Origin of the sequence: Halarchaeum nitratireducens (assembly GCF_014647155.1) — an archaeon.
Lineage (GTDB): Archaea > Halobacteriota > Halobacteria > Halobacteriales > Halobacteriaceae > Halarchaeum > Halarchaeum nitratireducens.
On the sequence record NZ_BMOQ01000003.1, the window covers coordinates 1 to 17,535 of the forward strand.

The window sequence follows — 17,535 nt, forward strand, 5'->3', positions numbered from 1 at the left end:
GAGTGCGCGAGCCTCTGGGAACACCGATTCGCCGCCTCGCTATTCATAATCGGAGAGTTGGTGGGATGAGGGCGGATTCCACCGACTCGTTCATTCGGTATTCGTTTGCCCGGAGAGCCACAGCGCTCTTCACCCGTTTCGGGGTGGATCGCTACGTTTAAGCGCGCCTGCCCGCTACGGTGAACCGCGCCAAGGTGGCAGAGTCCGGCCTAACGCAGCGGCCTGCAGAGCCGCCCATCGCCGGTTCAAATCCGGCCCTTGGCTTCTCACCTTTTACCGTGGGCGGAAACCGGGAGTCGCGCTGCTCACTCGCTCGGCTGTTCGGGCGTCCCACGGAGGATTCCGCGGAGCCCGGTGAGCGGGTCGCCGATCTTGATCCCGTGTTGCGTAATCTCGAACTCGCGGAGGGTTCGCTGGAAGTCGCTGGTGCGTTTCTTGAGGACGCCGACGACTTTCCGTAGCTCGCCGTCCATCTCGATGTAGCGGAGGAAGACGATGTTGTCGGCCAAGTAGCTGATTTCGCCTTCGGTGGCTTGGAAGTCACCGGTAACGGAGGCGATCTCCTCGATGAGGACGACGGTGACGCCCATGTTCTTGAGGTACCGACAGAGCCGGTGGATCTCGGAGCGGAAGGTGTGCTCGTCGCCGCGGATGGAGAGTTCGTATCCGTTGATACCGTCGATCATCACGATCTGCGTGCCAGCTTCTTCGACGTCTCGGCGGACGGTGTTGGCGAACTCCTGTGGTGTGTATTCGAGGGCTTCGATCTCCTCGATGGCGAGGGTTTCGCGCTCGATCATCCGATCGACGGGGATGTTGACGTCGGTGCAGCGTTCGAGAAACGTGCGTTCGTCCTCCTCGAAGAGGTAGATCGCGGAGCGTTCGCCGCGACCGGCGGCTTCCTTCATGAACTGCGCGCCGGTCGTCGTCTTCCCGACGCCGGTCGGCCCGGAGATGATGGTGACGGTCCCGCGTTCGATTCCGCCGTGGAGTTGCTCGTCGAACTCCGGGATACCGGAGGGGATGGATTCGGACTCGAACGGCCGGTGATGATTCGGATCGAGTTCGGGGTAGACGCTGAGACCGCTATCGCGGATCCGGAGCGTGTGCGTGCCGCCGCGCGTTTTGGACCCGCGGAACTTGGGGACAGAGATCGTTCGCCCGGTTTCGCCGTTGTCGATCTCGATGACGCCGTCAGCCATGAACTGGAAGTCCTCGTCGCTGTGATCGCTGGTCGCCTGCGTCGTGAAGACGAGAGTCGCGCCGACCTGTTCGAGGAAACGGGTGAGCGCGAGGATCTGCTTTCGGAGCTGGTACTCGTCGGGCGCGAGGTATCGTAACTGCGTCATCGGATCGATGACGACGCGGGTCGGCTCGACCTCACGGACGCGTTGGGTGATGGTCTCCGTGAGCGAACGCTCCTCGACGGTCCCGGGATCGAAGACGTCGTACGTCCCGTCGTCGGTGAACGCGCTGGATTCGGGCGTGAGATCGAGGACGGTGATCCCCCCGATGTCGAGGCCGACGGCTGCGGCGTTGCGCCGGATGTCGGCCTCGGTCTCTTCGAGTGCGACGAGGAGGCAGTCTTCGCCCCGTTCGACGCCGTCGATGAGGTACGCGAGCGCGAGGAGTGATTTCCCCGTCCCGGGCCGGCCGCGGAGCATGTAGCTTCGCCCGGGGATGAAACCGCCGTCGAGGACCTCGTCGAGACCGGCTATCCCAGTGCTCGTGCGACCGTCACGGTCGTCGGTCGGTGACACGTCCCTGTATGAGTGGACGGCTCGAATAGCTCTTACCCCGCTTCGGTCGCGTTCAGGTGGATCGTGACGGTGGGGTGGTCGTCGCTCGCGTCGACCTCGAATTCGCCGCTCGACTGTTCGACGGCCCAGCGGAGCAACCAGAGTTCGAGCCGATCGAGGTGGTCGAGTGGCGTTTCGGCGTCACGGGCGACGATCTCGACGCCGTGACGCCGTAGCGTGCCGCTCCGGTCGGTGGCGGTGAGACGCACTTCGCCGTCGCGCTCACGGACCGCGACGTCGAGATCGATCTTCGAGACGTCCTCGAAGAGGGAGAAGAACCCGCGGAGAGCGGCGCGTAACGACGGATGTCCGGAGACGACCGCCCGGTCGGGGAGGTCGGTGACGACGTCGGCGCGCGGGACCTGTCTTCTGAGCGCGTCCGCCTCGTTCTCGACGATCTCGACGACGTCGAACGATTCCCCCTCGGCGTCGCCGTCGGCGACGAGGGTGTCGAACTCGTACATCTGGGTGCCGATCTGGAGGAGCTCGTCGGCGGCCCGACGGATCCGCTTTGCGTCCTCGGACGTGCTTTCCCCCGCTTCGATCCGCTCTGCGTACCCCTTGATCACCGTCATCTTGTTCCTGAAGTTGTGTCGGAGGACGCGATTGAGCACGGAGAGCCGGAGCTCGTGGCGCTTGCGCTGGGTGACGTCCTGCTGGAACCCGAGGTAGTGGGTGATATCGCCCTCGTCGTCGCGGATGGGGACGATGTCGAGTCGGTTCCAGAACGGCGTTCCGTCCTTTCGGTAGTTGAGGATCTCGGCGGAGACCGGGGCGTTGCGCTTCATGGCCTCGCGGATGGTCTCGACGGTCGATTCGTCCGTGTTCCGCCCTTGGAGGAAGCGGCAGTTCCGCCCGATCACCTCGTCGGTGTCGTAGCCGGTGATCCGATGGAAGGCCTCGTTCGCGTAGATGATGGGCGTGTCGTCCGCCTCCGCGTCCGCGATCGTGATACCTTGGGAGGCGGCTTCGATCCCCCGTCGGAAGAGTCGGAGGCGCTGTTCGCGTTCGGCGAGGCGAAGCGAGGCGCGACGCGTGCGGAGGTGGTTCTCGATGCGGCGGTGCAGTTCGTCGCGTCCGACCGGGAGCGACACGACGTCGTCAACGCCCACCACGTCCCAGACGCTCTCGTCGTCGCGGGTCGTCAAGAGTACGTGCGGGAGATAGACGGGGTCGGCGTCGCGGCTGTGTTCGACGATGGACTCCCGGTCCGATCGAAGCGCCCGATCGTCGAGGAGGCAGATGTCGTATTCGGCGGGGAGGCCGCTCGCGTCGCTCGCGGATTCGACGGCGTAGTCGGCGGCGTCTTCGAGCCAGTCGGCGAGTAGCTCGCGGTCCCGGCCGGGCGACATGAGGAGGATCACCCGTTCCGTGACGTCTGGCTCGTGAAACACCCCCGTCGCCGCGTCGTCCATGGCTTTGTTTTTGTCCCCCTGATACTTCTCTCTGTGGCTCGCCGGGCGTCCGCGGTGGGATCAGACCCCGCTGACGGTCTCCCGGTAAGCTCGGATCGACGCGAGCGCGTCGTCGACGGCCGCGGCGATATCGTCGTCGTCCGCGTCCGACGCGATGTCTTGAAGCGCGTGCGTGTGTCGTGCGAGGCGGCCGTGGTCCGGCCCCTGATCACGCGTCGCGAGCGACGCGAGCGCGTCGGCCTGCGTGGCCAGCCGTTCGCGCAGGTCGTCGTCGTCGCAGTCGTTCGCGGCGGCTTCGAGCGTCTCGCTCGCGTCTCGGAGTTCGTCGATCACCATACCCGAAACTGAGCGAACGACCGCCTAAACGTTTCGACGCGTTCCCGGCACGCCACTTACGTAGCCGCGTCGCCAAACGCGTCCAATGAGTGACGCCGGCCCGCTGCAACCGGATCGCCCGGACGCCGAACGTGAGTTCCGCGTCGACGCGCCCTTCGACCCGGCGGGGGATCAACCGGACGCGATCGAGGCGCTCGCGTCGGGGTTCGAGGCGGGGATGGACGCCCAGACGCTCCTCGGCGTGACGGGCTCGGGGAAGACGAACACCGTCTCGTGGACGATCGAGGCGCTTCAGAAACCCACGCTCGTCATCGCGCACAACAAGACGCTCGCGGCGCAGCTCTACGAGGAGCTGAAGAACCTCTTTCCCGACAACGCCGTCGAGTACTTCGTCTCCTACTACGATTACTACCAGCCGGAGGCGTACGTCGAGCAGACGGACACGTACATCGACAAGGACGCCTCGGTGAACGAGGAGATCGACCGCCTCCGCCACTCGGCGACGCGCTCGCTTCTCACGCGCGACGACGTGATCGTCGTCGCCTCCGTCTCGGCCATCTACGGCCTCGGTGACCCGTCGAACTACGTCGACATGTCGCTCTCCGTCGAGCGCGGTGAGACCATCGAGCGCGACGAACTCCTCTCCCGGCTCGTCGATCTGAACTACGAGCGCAACGACGTGGAGTTCACGCAGGGCACCTTCCGCGTCCGCGGCGACACCGTCGAGGTGTACCCGATGTACGGGCGCTACGCGGTCCGCGTCGAGTTCTGGGGCGACGAGGTCGATCGCCTGACGAAGCTCGACCCGCTGGAGGGCGAGGTCGTCTCGGAGGAGCCCGCGGTGCTCTTCCACCCGGCCGAACACTACTCGATCCCCGAGCAGCGTCTGGCGGACGCGATGGCGGAGATCGAGGCGGACATGGAGGAGCGCGTCGCCCAGTTCGAACGCGAGGGCGACCTGCTCGCCGCCCAGCGGATCGAGGAGCGCACCACCTTCGACTTGGAGATGCTCCAAGAGGCCGGCTACTGTTCCGGGATCGAGAACTACACGCTCTACTTCTCCGATCGGGAGATGGGGGACGCCCCCTACACCCTGTTGGACTACTTCCCGGACGACTTCCTCACCGTCATCGACGAGTCCCACCGGACCGTCCCGCAGATCAAGGGCCAACTCGCGGGTGACAAGGCGCGCAAGGAGAGTCTCGTCGACAACGGCTTTCGCCTCCCGACGGCGTACGCGAACCGCCCGTTGAGCTTCGAGGAGTTCGAGGCGAAGACGGATCGAACGCTGTACGTCTCGGCGACGCCGGGGGACTACGAGCGCGAGGTCTCCGGACAGGTCGTCGAGCAGGTCGTCCGTCCGACGTACCTCGTCGACCCCGCCGTGGAGATCTCGCCCGCCGACGGACAGATCGACGACCTCCTCGCACGCATCCGCGAGCGCGCGGATCGCGACGAGCGGACGCTCGTGACGACGCTGACGAAGCGGATGGCGGAGGATCTCACGGAGTACTTGGAGGAAGCGGGCGTCGCGGTCGAATACATGCACGACGAGACGGACACCTTGGAGCGCCACGAACTCGTCCGCGGGCTTCGCCTCGGCGAGTTCGACGTCCTCGTCGGCATCAACCTCCTCCGCGAGGGCCTCGACATCCCCGAAGTCTCGCTCGTGGCCGTCCTCGACGCCGATCAGCAGGGGTTCCTCCGCTCGCGGACGAGTCTCATCCAGACGATGGGGCGCGCGGCGCGCAACGTGAACGGCAAGGCCGTCCTCTACGCGGACGAGACGACGGACGCGATGGCGGACGCCATCGCGGAGACCGAGCGCCGCCGCGAGATCCAACAGGCGTTCAACGAGGAGCACGGGACGACGCCGACGACGATCGACAAGGCGGTCTCGGACGCGAACCTCCCCGGCTCGAAGACGGACACCGGGGGCGCGACGGGCGGCGAGACGCCCGCGGACGCCGAGGCCGCGGCCGAGCGCGTCGCCGAGCTCGAAACCAGGATGGAAGACGCCGCCGCGAACCTGGAGTTCGAGCTCGCGGCCGACATCCGCGACCGGATCGCCACTCTCCGATCCGAACACGACCTCGACGGCGACGACGAGGGAGTCGCCCCCGAACCGGACGCGGACTGGTAGTCGCGGCTACTCGATCTCGACGTCGATCGCGTCGGCGTTCGCCGGCGTCTCGATCACGTCCTCGAGATCGAGCTCGACGAGGTCAACGGGGTTCGAGGTGAGCCCGCTCGCGTCGGTGCCGCGACCGCCGCGTCCACCGTCGATCCGCCGGCCGTAGCGGCCGACGAGCGACGTGAGCTCTTGGGGAACGACGTACGTCGTCGCCGCGCCGGCCCCGACGCGTTCGAGCGCGCGGAAGCCGCGCTCGATGAGCGCACGCTCGCCCATCGCCTCGGCCGCGCGGGCGCGGAGGACGGTCGCGGCGGCGTCGCCCTGCGCCTCCAAGACGCTCGCGCGCTTTTTCCCCTCGGCGCGGAGCACCGCGGCCGTCCGCTCGCCGAGCGCGCGTTCGACCGCGGCACCGCGCACCCCCTGTGCGTCGAGGATGGCGGCCCGGCGGTAGCGCTCGGCGGCGGCTTGGCGCTCCATCGCGCTCACGACCCCCTCGCTCGGCATGACGCGCTTCACCTCGACGGCCTCGACGGCGACGCCCCACGTCGCGACCGTCGCGTCGAGTTGCTCGTGGATCCGCTCGTTCATCGCCGTCCGGTCGCTGAGCGTCTCGTCGAGCGCCATGTCCCCGATGGTCGCGCGCAGCGACGTCTGTGCGAGGTAGGCGACGGCGTCGCGGTAGCCGTCGATTTCGAGGAACGCCTTCTCGGCGTCGACGACGCTGAGGTAGACGACGGCGCTCGCGCGCACCGGCGAGTTGTCGCGCGTGATCGCCTCCTGCGTCGGCACCTCGACGGTCTGGGTGCGCGTGTCGAAGACCGCCGTCTCGGTCACGAACGGGACGACGAGGTTGATCCCGGGCCCGAGGATCCCCTTGTACGCCCCGAAGACGGTGTAGGGCCGGCGCTCGTAGGCCTGCACGATCTCCACGCTCTCGACGGCGACGACGACGAGGGCGCTCAGTGCGAGGACGAGGAGGACGGCGCCCGTCCCGATGCTGGCGGCGAGGGAGAGCGCGACGACCGCGAGGAGGCCGACACCGAGGTGCCAGCGTCCCACGCGGGCGCTCGCGCGCCCGAGCGAGCGGAAGAACCGCCGCATCGTCTCGTCCCCGGACATACACCGACCGTCCCGTTCAGTGCCCTTAGCCGTTGCCCCGTTCTCGTCCCCGCTCTCTCAGAGCCGCCGATCGATGCGCTCGGCGAGCGCGGGACCGACCCCCTCCACGTCGCGGAGCTCCGTGACGCTCGCCGCCCGGACGCCCTCGACGCTCCCGAACCGTCGGAGGAGCCGCGTTCGGGTTTCGGGGCCGATCCCGTCGACGTCGTCGAGCGCGGTGTCGACGCTGTCGCGGAGGCTCTGGTGGTACTGAACGGCGAAGCGGTGGGCCTCGTCGCGGACGCGTTGGAGGACGTGCAACTGCGGGGCGTCCGACGCCCAGTCGTGCGTGCCTTCAGGCGTGATCACGACCTCCTCGCGCTTGGCGAGCGCGACTGCCGGGACGTCCCACTCCGCGTCGTCGAGGGCGTCCAGCGCCGCGTCCAACTGGCCGCGCCCGCCGTCGACGAGGAGGAGATCGGGGTCCGGCCGGTCGTCCCGTCCCGCGACGGCCCGCCGGGCGCGCCACGAGACGAGCCGATACATGTTCGCGTAGTCGTCGTTCTCCTCTTCGAGCTTCTTCCGCCGGTAGTCGCCCTTCTCGGCGCTCCCCTCGACGAACGTCACGTCGCTCCCGACGACCGCCTTCCCCTGCGCGTGGCTGACGTCGACGCCCTCGATCCGCGCCGGCCGTCGGTCCAGTCCGAGCGCGTCACGGAGCGCCGAGAGCTCGTCCCGGCCACCCGCGCGCCGGTGGGCGTTCTTCAGCGCGAGATCGACGAGCTTCGCCTCGCGGCCCGCGCCGGGGACGCGGACGGCGACGCCCTCCGCGTCGAGCCACGCCCGCAGGTCGTCGTCGCTCGGGTCCTCGGGGAGCAAGAGCGCGTCCGGAAGCGCGCGCTCGGCGTAATACTGCGGGACGAACGCCGCGAGGACGTCCGCGACGCGCTCGTCGCCGTCCGGGGCGTCCATGCGGTGCTGATCGCGCTCGACGAGCTGGCCGCCCTCGCTGTGGAGTCGGGCGACCGTCGCGGCGTCGCCCTCCACGGCGACTCCGAGGACGTCCACGTGGCGCTCGCCGCCTCGCGAGGCGACGGCTTCCCCGCCGCCGCCGTGGAACGCCTCGACGGCCGCTAGGCGGTCGCGGAGGTTCGCGGCCCGCTCGAACTCCTGCGCTCGGGCCGCCGCCTCCATCTCGCGCTCGATCGGGTCGGCGAGCGCGCCGGTCTCGCCCTCGAAGAAGCGACTCGCGGCCTCGACGGCCTCCGCGTACGACTCGCGGTCGATCGCGCCCGTGCAGGGCGCCGAACAGAGTCCGATGTCGTGATCGAGACAGGGCCGCTCGCGGCCGTCGAACTTGTGGTCGGAACACCCGCGGAGGCCGTACGTCTCGCGGATCGCCTTCACGACCGTCTCGACGCGCCCGCGGTCCGTGTAGGGGCCGTACGCCGTCGCGCCCTCGTCGGGATCCCGCGTCACCTCGATCCGCGGGAACGGGTGGTCGGTGAGTTGGACGAGCGGGTACGACTTGTCGTCCTTCAGCCGGACGTTGTACTTCGGCTGGTGGCGCTTGATCAGGTTCGCCTCCAGCAGGAGGGCCTGGGTCTCCGTGTCCGTCACCGCGAAGTCGAGCTCGTCGGCCCGCTCGACCATCCGCGCGATACGTGCGCTCCGCGGATCGGCGTACGAACGCACCCGCGCGCGCAGGTCGACGGCCTTCCCGACGTAGAGCGTCGTGCCGTCGTCGCGCTGGAACTGGTAGACGCCGGGATCCGCCGGGAGGGACCGTGCGGCCCCGCGCACCGCCTCGTCGTCCATCACCCGCGTTAGCACCCGCGGCCGTTTGAACGTCGCGTTCGCCCCGGACGCGCCCCCGTACCCACAGAGCCAAACGCCCGCGGTCCCACGGGCGACGTATGAGCGACGACGACAGCGTCCGCGTCTGGTTCGTCGGCCGCGAGTACACCGATAAGGGGATGCTCACGGTCCGCTACGCGACGCCGGACGGCGAGGCGCGATTCGAGAAACAGCAGTCGCTGAACGCGCCCGACCCGACCGCTGCCCGCGACGTCGACCCCGCGAAACTCACGCCGGTCGAGGACGCCGATCGCGCCGAGCGATACCGGCGCGAGGTCGAGCGCGTCCGCGAGTCGAACGCACCGGACGACCCCATCTGACGTGGCCGATGACGATCCGGTGTACGCGACGCGCGCGCTCGCCGAGGCGCTCTGCGACCTCGCCGCCGACGCCGATCCGAAGACGCTCTCGATCGCGCTCACGACGCGGCCCGCCGGCGAGCTCGACGCCGACGACGGAGCGGGCACGCCGCTCGCCGACGTGCCCGCTGATACCCCCGTGTTCGCCGAGTTCTACCTCCCCGACGCCGGCGGCGCTATCGCCGCGGTCTTCGGCGTCGACCTCGCTACGCCGTCCGGTCGGACGCGCGGTCGGTTCCTCTCCCACCCGGAGGGCGACCCGAACCCGTCGCTGACCGACGACTTGGCGGCGCGGCTGCTCGTCGCCGTCCCGCCGTGGATCGCAGAAGACGTCCGCGCGTACGACCGACGCGGGCGCCGTGAGATCGTCCTCCTCGCCGCGAGCGCCCCCGAAGAGTCGATCTGACGGTTTACCGATAAACGCCTCTCCTAGCCGCGCGTACGTCGAGCCGCCTTCGTCAGCGCTCGGTACGCGCGGGCCCCGCCGCCGCTCGGGCCGGTCTTACTCCAATCCGAGGAGGTCGTCGACGAGCTCCTCGGGGTCGAAGCGCTGCAGGTCGTCGTACCCCTGTCCCGTCCCGAGGAAGAGGATGGGCTTCCCGGTGACGTACGCGACCGAGATCGCGGCGCCGCCCTGCGAATCGGCGTCCGCCTTCGTCAGGATCGCGCCGTCGATCTCCGCGGCGTCGTCGAACTCCCGGGCGCGGTTGACCGCGTCCTGTCCGGCGACGGCCTCGTCGACGAACAGCGTCATGTCGGGATCGACGACGCGGTCGATCTTCGCCAGCTGCTCCATCAGGTCGTCAGAGGTGTGGAGGCGGCCCGCGGTGTCGCCGAGGACGACGTCGACATCGTTCGCCTCCGCGTACTCGACCGCGTCGTAGATGACGGCCGCCGGGTCGCCGCCTTGCTCGTGGGCGATGAGCTTCGTGTCGAGCGTCTCGGCGTGCTCGCGCATCTGCTCGTTTGCCCCCGCGCGATAGGTGTCGCCGTTGGCGATGACCGACGAGAACCCCCGCTCGTCGAGGTAGTTCGCGAGCTTCGCGATGCTCGTCGTCTTCCCGACGCCGTTGATCCCGGTGAAGACGATCACCAGGGGCTTCTCGGCCTCGGTGACGCGCCGATCGAAGTCGAACTGGCCGACGCCGATGACCGAGAGTAACGCGTCGCGCAGCGCCTCGTCGACGAGATCGCCCGTCGACTCCGTGAACTTCCGCTCCTGTCCGACGAGCTCCGTCCGGATCTGATCGAGGATGGCCTCGGCGACGCTCATCTCGACGTCGCTCTCCAAGAGCGCCATCTCGAGCTCCCAGAGGGGGTCCTCGAGGTCTTCCTCCTCGATGACGACCCGCCCGCGGACCGCGGACTTGGCCTTCTTCGCGAGGCCGAAGCCCGTCGTGGACTCCTCGGACTCGCGCTCGTCGTCGCCGTCGCTCCCGCGTTCGGTGTCGGTCGCAGTCTCAGTCTCGCGCTCGACGTCCGCGGCCGCACGCTCGTCGGCCGACGTCGCTTCGGGTGCGGGCGTCGCGTCCGAGCCGGTGCCGACCTCGCCCTCGACGACATCCGCGTCGTCCGTCTCGGACGCGGCGTCCGTCGTCGGTGCTGCCGCCGCGGTCGCATTCGTGTCCGCGTCCGCCGTCGCGGGCCCGCTCGACCCCCCGCTCTCGGTGGCCGGCGTCTCCGAGTCTCCGCGTTCCTCGGTCGCGGCCTCGACAGCCTCCGCGTCCGGCTCGGCGGCGCCCGCCGTCGCTTCGCTCGGCTCCGCGGTCTCGGCGTCGGCCTCAGCGTCGGCGTCGGCCTCAGCGTCGGCGTCGGCCTCAACGTCGGCTTCGACCGCCTCGGCGTTCTCCTCTGCGACCTCCTCGGCGTCCTTGCGGAACCGACCGAGCTTCTCCTTCAGCCCGTCGAACATGTCGGGTTATTCGCCGTCGCCGCCCTGCCCCTGCGACTGCTGCATCTGCTGTTGCATCATCTGTTGTTGGGCCTGCTGGGCCTGCTGTTCGAGCTGTGCGCTCTCCTCTTCGACCTCCGCGAGCTCCTCGCGGACGTCCTCGATGCGCTCGTCGAGCGTCTCCTTTTTGGCTTCCAGACTCTCGACGGCGCCCTCCTGGGTGCGCTCGGCCGAGTAGTCGGCGCCGAGCTCGACGATGACCTCGTCGATGTCCTCGACTTCCGCGCGGACGTACGCGCCGCCGCCGACCGGTACCTGCACCGTCGAGCCGGTCTCGATGGTGTTCAGGGCCTCGATGGCCTCGTCTGCCTCGCGCTTCTCCTCTCGCAGGCTCTCGACTTCCGCCTCGAGTTCGGCCTGTTCCTCTTCGAGGGCCTGAATCTGTTGGGAGAGTTCCTGCAGCTGCTGTCGACCGCCACCGCCGCCTCCGAGACTCATGCGTGGAAGGGGGGCCGCGAGCGGGAAGTATCTTAGGATGTGGGTCCCGACGCCTCGCGGGCCGGCGAAAACGGGGTGCGTCGGCGTGAGCGAAGTCTCAGATGTAGCCGAGGGCGTCCTCGATACGGCCGAGCTCGGGGCCGGTCGTGTCCTCGCCGACCACGTAGCCGTGCGTGTTGGCGATGAGGCCGGAGCCGACGAGCGGCGCGCCGTAGTTGATCGTGCCGATGTCGGCGGGGACCCCGAGGACCTCCTCCAGCCGATCGAGCTCGTCGTCGGTCGTCTTCGGGTGACAGAGCACGCCGTCGTTCGTCGCGACGGCGGCCGTGCCGACCGTCTCGACGTCCGCGATGCGCCCGCGCGTCACGGGCACGTCGAGGGTGTCGGTCACCACTTCGACGGCCTCACGGCCGAGGTCCGGGTGGACGTACGCCCCCTGATCGTTGGCGAGGACGACGTTGCCGGCGGCGTTGACGCGTCCCGGGAGCGCCCCGACGGGGAGATCGGTCGCGTCGGCGATGCGCTCGCGCTCTCGGTCGCGGACGCGGCCGCTGACGAGGATTCCCGACGCGTTGCCGGTGGCGAGGGACCCGACGGTGCTCGACCCGCCGATCCGGGTGGGGACGGCGGGCACGTCGAGCTCGTCCGCGACCGACTCGACGAGGTCGTCGTCGAGGTCCGGGCGGACGAGGACGCAACCGTCGGTCGCGCGGGCGAACACGCCGACGTACGGTGATCCGGAGAACGAAGCGCGGAGCAAGGTGGTGTTACTCGTCTGCGTGCTCGGCCTCGACGACCGTCTCGCCCTCCTCCTCGAAGCGGGCGGCACGTACGCGAAGCTTCCGCGGCGGGTTCTTGTTCGAGCGCGACCAGATGGCCTCGTTGATCGAGGGATCGAGGCGGACCTCCTCCTCGTCGACGGCGAAGTGCTTGGCGAGGTGCCCGCGAACGAGCGTCGCGGCCTTCCCGGCGCGTTCGTGCTTGGCGACGGCCTGCAGGTCGCGCAACGGGACGGTGACGATGCGCTCCTCGAAGTCGCTGGCGCTCATTATTCGTCCGTGTCGCTACGCCGCCAGTGGCGGCGCTTCGGGTTTCGCTGCACGTCGCGGTCCGTCTTCATCATGACCCACGCCGGGACGCGGCTGTTCTGGCGCTCCAGCTTCGCCAGCCGCTTCTTTTTGGCCTTGGTCTTCTTGCCCATAGTGGTACGAACGTTTCCCCGCCGCGCTTAAAACGTTGTTCTTCTCGACCCGGCACGCGCCGCCGCCCGACCAGTTAAGGACCTGTACGCGGACACCCCCAGTATGGCCAACGAAGACGCCGAGCTGGAACACGACCTGCTCTCAGAGGAGGCCCGCGAGCGGCTGCGCATCATCGCGCGCACCGCGCTCGGGGACAGCCTCCGCTCCGTGACGTACTTCACGCACACCGACTACGAGCAAGTCTACCTCCGCTCGGACCTCGAACGCGACGCCGACCTCTCCGCGTTCATCGGCGCCGAGTGGCAGTCGTTCCAGCTCACCCAGGACGCCTACGCGGGCAGCGAACTGGGCGAGTACGACTACACGATCCGAGCGTTCAGTAACGGCTACCTCCTGCGCGTCACGACCGACCGCGAGGGGGTCTTCCTGACGACGGACGGCCTGACCATGACGGACGTCGAGTCCTGCGCCGCCGCCCTGGAGGAGACCCTCGATCACTGGCGGGAGGGGAACCTCGGCGAGGACGCGGACGACGCGGAGTAGCGGACGACGCGGCGTCCCGCTACAGCGCGAATCGCTCGCGCGTCTCGTACTCCGGGCCCTCGTGCGTCAGCGTGCTCTCCGTCACCCGCACCTCCTCGACGCGCGCCGTCCCGATTTCGGGATCGCGCTCCCGGACGAGACGCCGCACTAGCTCCTTCCCGCCGCCGTGTCGCATCCGCGCGAGCGTGACGTGGGGCGTGAACTCGGTCCCGTCGGGGTCGAATCCCGCGGCCACGCACTCGCGCTCGACGGCGTCGTGGAGCGCCGCGAGCTCGACTGCGCCCGCCGTGAGGCCGAGCCACAGCACGCTGATGTAGTCGAGGCTCGGGAAGACGCCGAGCCCGCCGAACGTCGCGTCGAACGGCCCGACGCGCGTCGACGCGACGGCGCGCTCGACCGCCGCCACCGTCTCCGCGTACGCCGACTCCTCGACGTCGCCGAGGAACTTCAGCGTCACGTGCGCCGTCGCGGGGTCGACGAAGTCGAGGCCGTCCGCGTCCGCGAACTCGGCCTGGAGCGCCCGTATCGGCTCGACGAGCGCGTCGGGGAGGTCGACGCTGACGAACAGCCGCATACCGGCCTCTCGCACGGCGTAGCCCTTAACCCCGCGGGCCGCTAAACGGGACCATGACCGACCGCGAGCCACGCGAGGGCGCGGATCATCGCTTCTCCGAGGGGCAGGGCTTCGACGACCCCTACGAGGGGTTCGATCTCGACCCGCCGGAACTCGACGTCGACCCGACCGAGGTCGACCCCGTTGACGACCGCGTTCTCGTCGACCTGCTCGACGACGCGAACATCGCCGCCGACCGCGTCGACGCCGACGCGCTCATCGACGTCGGGCTGAGCTACATGGGCATCAATCGCTTCGAGGAGGCCGTCGACGCCTTCGAGCGCGCCGCGCGCTTCGCCGACGACGAGACGGACGAGCAGGAGGCGCGGGTGAATCAGGGCGTCGCGCACGCCGAACTCGAGGAGTGGGACGCCGCCGCGAGCGCCCACCGGGAGGCGCTCTACATCGACGAGGACGGCCCGTTCGCCGCCGAGGCGCAGACGAACCTCGCGTACGCCCTCTGGGAGTACGGGAAGACCGAGGAGGCCTACCAGCACGCCGAGGACGCCGTCCGCAAGGACAAGCGCCTCCCGCACGGCTGGTACAACCTCGGCTTCATGGAGAACGAGCAGGGCCGTCACGAGCAGGCCCTCGACGCCCTCGACAACGCGATCCGCCTCGGCTTCAAACAGGCGGACGTCTACGAGGAGAAGGCCCGCGCGCTCGACGAGCTCGGGCGCGAGGAGGAGGCGACGGACGTCGTCGAACACGCCGAGGAGATCCGCGAACGTCAGGAGGAACGCCTCGTGGATCAGGAACGACAGCGCGAATGAGCGTCCGGCTCACTGAGCGCAACACCGACCGCGGTCTCCTCGTCGCCGCCGCGGACGCGGCGATCGTCGGCGAGACGTACGACAACGGCACCGTCTCCGTCACCGTCGAGCCGTCCTTCTACGGCGACGCCGAGAGCGAGACGGACGCCGACGCCCTCGCGGCGAGCCTCGGGCGCGCGAGCGTCGCCAACCTCGTGGGCGATATCGCCGTCACGACCGCCATCGACGCCGGCTACGTCGCGGAAGCGAACGTCGTCGACCTCGGCGGCGTCCCGCACGCCCAGTACCTCCGGCTGTAGGTTCGTCGCCGACGACGGCAACCGCTCGCGGTTCCGAAGCTACCAAACGTTCTCACGCGCTAGTACGCTCAACATGGGGACGCAGGAACAGAGCCCGCTCGACGTCGAGGCGCTCCGCGCGGACTTCCCGATTCTGGAGCGCGAGGTCGCCGACGGCGTGCCGCTCGTCTACTTCGATAACGCCGCGACGACCCAGACGCCCACGCGGGTCGTCGACTCCATCACCGACTACTACTACGAGTACAACTCGAACGTCCATCGGGGGATCCACCAGCTGAGCCAGGAGGCCTCGATCGCGTACGAGGAGGCCCACGATCGGATCGCCGAGCTCGTCGGCGCATCGGGCGCACGCGAGGAGATCGTCTTCACGAAGAACACGACGGAGGCGTTCAACCTCGTCGCCTACGCGTGGGGGCTGAACGAACTCGGCGAGGGCGATACGGTCGTCCTCACCGAGATGGAACACCACGCCTCGCTCGTCACGTGGCAGCAGATCGCCAAGAAGACGGGCGCGACGGTCGAGTACATCCCGATCACCGAGGACGGCACGCTCGACATGGACGCCGCGGGCGACCTCATCGACGACGACACGGCGATGGTCTCCGTCGTCCACGCCTCGAACGTCCTCGGGGCCATCAACCCCGTGGGGGACCTCGCCGAGATGGCTCACGAGCAGGACGCGCTGATATTCGTCGACGGCGCGCAGGCCGTCCCCAACCGCCCCGTGGACGTCGAGGCCATCGACGCCGACTTCTACGCCTTCAGCGGGCACAAGATGGCCGGCCCGACCGGCATCGGCGCGCTCTACGGGAAACGCCACCTCCTCGACGCGATGGATCCCTACCTCTTCGGGGGCGAGATGATCAAGAAGGTCACCTACGACGACGCGACGTGGAACGACCTCCCGTGGAAGTTCGAGGCCGGCACGCCGAGTATCTCCGAGGGCATCGCGTTCGCCGAGGCCGCCGACTACGTCGACGACGTGGGCCTCGAGAACATCCGGGCTCACGAGGAGTACGTCACGGAGTACGCCTACGACGAGCTCTCGAAGCTCGACGGCGTGGAGATCTACGGCCCGCCCGCGGACCGTCGCGGCGGTCTCGTCGCGTTCAACGTCGAGGGCATCCACGCCCACGACCTCTCCAGCATCCTCAACGACTATGGCGTCGCCGTCCGGGCCGGCGATCACTGCACCCAGCCGCTCCACGACACCCTCGGCGTCCCCGCGAGCATCCGCGCTTCCTTCTACCTCTACAACACCCGCGACGAGGTCGACACCCTGATCGAGGGCGTCGAGGGAGCCATCGACATCTTCCACTGAGCCGGCGGCTCGCGCCCCGGTGGCGCTCGTTCGACCCCGACCTTTATGCCGCCTCGCGGATTACGTCGTACCGTGAAGGACAAGATCACGCGCGCCGTCAACCGCGCCAAGTACGCGGCGGTCGGAGCGGCGCTCGGTGCCGGTATCGGCGGACTGGTCAGTCGGAACGCGGCGAGCACGGGCGGCGCGCTCGGCGCGCTCGCGGGGGCCTTCCTCGGCGAGACGAGCGCCGGCGCGAAGAGCGCCTACGAGACGCTCACGGACCGCGCCACCGAGGAGTAATCACTTTTTACCGCCGTCGTTCCCCTCTGACTGCGTCGCGTCCCCGTCGATCCAGCGCTCGCCGACGTACTCCTCGACGAGCAACAGGAGGCTGTAGCCGACGGTCGCCCAGCAGCCGACGGCGCTGAAGACGACCGGTTCGGGAACGGGGAACGCGTCCACGAGCCTGATCGCGGCGAGCGCGCCGAGCAGATTGCAGAACGTGGCGAAGAGGTGTACCATCTCGACGGCCGAGCGGACGTCGCGGCTGTCGCGCTCGACGCGCACGAGGAAGCCACCGAAGCCGTACCACGTGAGCGCGGCGAAGCCGACCAGCGATCCCGTGACGTAGCCGAGGACGTCGAGGTGCGTCGGGACGCCGAACTCGGCGATGAGGAACGCTCCCGCGCCCCAGATCGTGAGCGTGTAGCCGTACGCCCACGACTCGTCGAGGAGGGTCCGCGCGAGCCGGTCCCGATAGCCCATGCGCGACTCGTGCGTGTCCCACGGGGTAAAGCGCGGTGGGGCGAGCGTGACGCCGTGATGCGCCCACCACCGTCCGTCGTCAGCCGCCCGCCGCGATCGTCACCCGCGGCCGCCGGCCCGTCGCGTCCCGTACCGCCCGAGAACGCCGGCGACGGAACGTTTTTCCGCCGTACGTCCGTACGTACGGTCATCATGAGCATGGGTTCGGATATGTACCGACAGCAGATCCTCGACCACTACCGGAACCCCCGGAACCACGGGGAACTCGACGAGCCGACGTTCAGCCACGAGGGGTTCAACCCCTCCTGCGGCGACGAGATCGAGTTCGACGTCCAGCTCGCCGACGACGGGGAGACGGTCGAGAACGTCGCCTTCCACGGCGACGGCTGCGCGATCAGTCAGGCCTCGGCGAGCCTGCTCTCTCAGGAGCTCCCCGGGATGACGCTCGACGAGATCGACGAGCTCGACCGCGACGACGTGCTCGACCTCCTTGGAGTCGAGGTGACGCCGATGCGGATCAAGTGCGCGGTGCTCGCCGAGAAGGTCGTGCAGGACGGCGCGGACATCTACCGCGGCGAGAAGGAACTCGAAGCGACGTCGACCGAGGACGACGAGTAAGCCTCCGGTCGATCCGACCGCAGTCGTTTTGC

Annotated in this window: 21 protein-coding genes and 1 tRNA gene; 10 read left to right on the top strand and 12 right to left on the bottom strand. The window is 68.9% G+C overall.

Going from position 1 to position 17,535, the window contains the following annotated elements; genetic code table 11:
• The first annotated feature begins 188 nt into the window (after positions 1–188).
• Positions 189–264, top strand: a tRNA-Cys gene (locus IEX91_RS04485).
• 41 nt (positions 265–305) lie between these two features.
• On the opposite strand, the gene IEX91_RS04490 is transcribed toward IEX91_RS04485, so the two are convergent.
• The 3 genes from IEX91_RS04490 to IEX91_RS04500 are packed head-to-tail and all read right to left on the bottom strand — an operon-like array spanning position 306 to position 3,550.
• Positions 306–1,760, bottom strand: a complete 1,455-nt coding sequence (locus tag IEX91_RS04490) for an ATPase domain-containing protein (protein WP_229772790.1) — start codon at positions 1,758–1,760, stop codon at positions 306–308.
• Between the two features lie 32 nt (positions 1,761–1,792).
• Entirely contained in the window at positions 1,793–3,214 is a 1,422-nt protein-coding gene (locus IEX91_RS04495; RefSeq protein WP_188877371.1) for a PAS domain-containing protein, read from the bottom strand.
• A gap of 60 nt (positions 3,215–3,274) precedes the next feature.
• Positions 3,275–3,550, bottom strand: coding sequence for a DUF7553 family protein (locus IEX91_RS04500; protein WP_188877372.1), 276 nt, complete (start codon positions 3,548–3,550; stop codon positions 3,275–3,277).
• A gap of 85 nt (positions 3,551–3,635) precedes the next feature.
• Here IEX91_RS04500 and uvrB point away from each other — a divergent pair, with 85 nt between their 5' ends.
• Entirely contained in the window at positions 3,636–5,693 is a 2,058-nt protein-coding gene (gene uvrB, locus IEX91_RS04505; RefSeq protein ID WP_188877373.1) for an excinuclease ABC subunit UvrB, read from the top strand.
• Positions 5,694–5,699: 6 nt separating this feature from the next.
• On the opposite strand, the gene IEX91_RS04510 is transcribed toward uvrB, so the two are convergent.
• Positions 5,700–6,803 (bottom strand): SPFH domain-containing protein, encoded by a 1,104-nt coding sequence (locus tag IEX91_RS04510; RefSeq protein ID WP_229772791.1) that lies wholly within the window; start codon positions 6,801–6,803, stop codon positions 5,700–5,702.
• Between the two features lie 57 nt (positions 6,804–6,860).
• Positions 6,861–8,600 carry an excinuclease ABC subunit C gene (locus tag IEX91_RS04515; RefSeq protein WP_188877374.1) on the bottom strand — a complete coding sequence of 580 codons (1,740 nt, stop codon included), beginning with the start codon at positions 8,598–8,600 and terminating at the stop codon, positions 6,861–6,863.
• A gap of 98 nt (positions 8,601–8,698) precedes the next feature.
• On the opposite strand from IEX91_RS04515, the gene IEX91_RS04520 reads away from it, so the two are divergent.
• Complete coding sequence (locus IEX91_RS04520) at positions 8,699–8,959, top strand: hypothetical protein (RefSeq protein WP_188877375.1); 261 nt, start codon at positions 8,699–8,701, stop codon at positions 8,957–8,959.
• Position 8,960: 1 nt separating this feature from the next.
• Complete coding sequence (locus tag IEX91_RS04525) at positions 8,961–9,404, top strand: MPN domain-containing protein (protein ID WP_211086550.1); 444 nt, start codon at positions 8,961–8,963, stop codon at positions 9,402–9,404.
• A gap of 96 nt (positions 9,405–9,500) precedes the next feature.
• Here IEX91_RS04525 and ftsY read toward each other — a convergent pair whose 3' ends face one another.
• The 5 genes from ftsY to IEX91_RS04550 form a co-directional block, all read right to left on the bottom strand.
• On the bottom strand, positions 9,501–10,910 hold the full coding sequence (gene ftsY / locus IEX91_RS04530; protein WP_188877377.1) for a signal recognition particle-docking protein FtsY: 1,410 nt from the start codon (positions 10,908–10,910) through the stop codon (positions 9,501–9,503).
• Positions 10,911–10,916: 6 nt separating this feature from the next.
• Positions 10,917–11,387 (bottom strand): prefoldin subunit alpha, encoded by a 471-nt coding sequence (gene pfdA / locus IEX91_RS04535; RefSeq protein WP_188877378.1) that lies wholly within the window; start codon positions 11,385–11,387, stop codon positions 10,917–10,919.
• Between the two features lie 97 nt (positions 11,388–11,484).
• Positions 11,485–12,147 carry a translation initiation factor IF-6 gene (locus tag IEX91_RS04540; RefSeq protein ID WP_188877379.1) on the bottom strand — a complete coding sequence of 221 codons (663 nt, stop codon included), beginning with the start codon at positions 12,145–12,147 and terminating at the stop codon, positions 11,485–11,487.
• Between the two features lie 7 nt (positions 12,148–12,154).
• A complete protein-coding gene (locus tag IEX91_RS04545; protein WP_188877380.1) occupies positions 12,155–12,436 on the bottom strand; it encodes a 50S ribosomal protein L31e in 282 nt (93 codons plus the stop codon).
• On the bottom strand, positions 12,436–12,588 hold the full coding sequence (locus tag IEX91_RS04550) for a 50S ribosomal protein L39e (protein ID WP_188877381.1): 153 nt from the start codon (positions 12,586–12,588) through the stop codon (positions 12,436–12,438). Before IEX91_RS04550 ends, IEX91_RS04545 begins: the two co-directional genes overlap by 1 nt.
• Before the next feature lie 103 nt (positions 12,589–12,691).
• Here IEX91_RS04550 and IEX91_RS04555 point away from each other — a divergent pair, with 103 nt between their 5' ends.
• Positions 12,692–13,132, top strand: coding sequence for a DUF7522 family protein (locus tag IEX91_RS04555; protein ID WP_188877382.1), 441 nt, complete (start codon positions 12,692–12,694; stop codon positions 13,130–13,132).
• 19 nt (positions 13,133–13,151) lie between these two features.
• Here IEX91_RS04555 and thpR read toward each other — a convergent pair whose 3' ends face one another.
• Complete coding sequence (thpR, locus tag IEX91_RS04560) at positions 13,152–13,706, bottom strand: RNA 2',3'-cyclic phosphodiesterase (RefSeq protein WP_188877383.1); 555 nt, start codon at positions 13,704–13,706, stop codon at positions 13,152–13,154.
• A 53-nt stretch (positions 13,707–13,759) separates the two neighbouring features.
• On the opposite strand from thpR, the gene IEX91_RS04565 reads away from it, so the two are divergent.
• The 4 genes from IEX91_RS04565 (at position 13,760) to IEX91_RS04580 (ending at position 16,420) form a co-directional block, all read left to right on the top strand.
• Positions 13,760–14,518, top strand: coding sequence for a tetratricopeptide repeat protein (locus tag IEX91_RS04565; RefSeq protein WP_188877384.1), 759 nt, complete (start codon positions 13,760–13,762; stop codon positions 14,516–14,518).
• On the top strand, positions 14,515–14,817 hold the full coding sequence (locus tag IEX91_RS04570; RefSeq protein WP_188877385.1) for a DUF424 domain-containing protein: 303 nt from the start codon (positions 14,515–14,517) through the stop codon (positions 14,815–14,817). Before IEX91_RS04565 ends, IEX91_RS04570 begins: the two co-directional genes overlap by 4 nt.
• A 73-nt stretch (positions 14,818–14,890) precedes the next feature.
• Entirely contained in the window at positions 14,891–16,138 is a 1,248-nt protein-coding gene (locus IEX91_RS04575) for an aminotransferase class V-fold PLP-dependent enzyme (protein ID WP_188877386.1), read from the top strand.
• 72 nt (positions 16,139–16,210) lie between these two features.
• Positions 16,211–16,420: a hypothetical protein gene (locus IEX91_RS04580; RefSeq protein ID WP_188877387.1), complete on the top strand. Its 210-nt coding sequence runs from the start codon at positions 16,211–16,213 to the stop codon at positions 16,418–16,420.
• Here IEX91_RS04580 and IEX91_RS04585 read toward each other — a convergent pair whose 3' ends face one another.
• Entirely contained in the window at positions 16,421–16,885 is a 465-nt protein-coding gene (locus IEX91_RS04585) for a hypothetical protein (RefSeq protein ID WP_188877388.1), read from the bottom strand.
• 192 nt (positions 16,886–17,077) lie between these two features.
• On the opposite strand from IEX91_RS04585, the gene IEX91_RS04590 reads away from it, so the two are divergent.
• Positions 17,078–17,503, top strand: coding sequence for an iron-sulfur cluster assembly scaffold protein (locus IEX91_RS04590; protein ID WP_188877390.1), 426 nt, complete (start codon positions 17,078–17,080; stop codon positions 17,501–17,503).
• The last annotated feature ends 32 nt before the right edge of the window (positions 17,504–17,535 follow it).